Below are 454 nucleotides of genomic sequence, written 5' to 3'. Positions count from 1 at the left end.
AACACGGAACCGACCACATTGACACCATGACCGCCTTTAACCGCCCGGACAGTCGATCCTTGGGCGGAATAGGCTTTCGATCTTCTGCCCGGTAGGCCTTCTTCACCTATTCCGGTCCGCCGGAACACCCGGGGAACGAAAGGGTGAACCGGTCGCGGCATGACCCGTTACCCCATCACCCGGCGCCTGATCGTCATCGTCTTTTTCTTCCCGGGTGCCGTCGGATTCCTGCGGTTCGGTGTCTGGCTGCCGGGACCCGTCATCAGCGCCGTCCGGCAGGTCGTCCGGTTGACTGTCCGGTTCCTCTTCGTCGGGAATGTCCTGTTTGGCCTTGTCCATCTCTTCGTCGAGCTGCTCCTGGTCCAGTCCGGGCTCATCGAAGGGATCACGCCGCCTGCGGTGCGGCAAGGCCAGCTGTGCGGCAATTTTGATGTCGTCATCGGAGACCGTTGTC

Annotated in this window: 1 pseudogene; it reads right to left on the bottom strand. The window is 61.7% G+C overall.

The features are described from left to right. Nucleotides 1-102: 102 nt before the first annotated feature. Nucleotides 103-454: pseudogene (locus JZY06_RS12110) on the bottom strand (hypothetical protein); the annotation flags it as partial.

Origin of the sequence: Corynebacterium mendelii (assembly GCF_017307055.1) — a bacterium.
GTDB classification, from domain to species: Bacteria; Actinomycetota; Actinomycetes; order Mycobacteriales; family Mycobacteriaceae; genus Corynebacterium; species Corynebacterium mendelii.
Note: the sequence above shows the minus strand (reverse complement) of the source record. Positions and strands in the feature narration are given on the sequence as shown.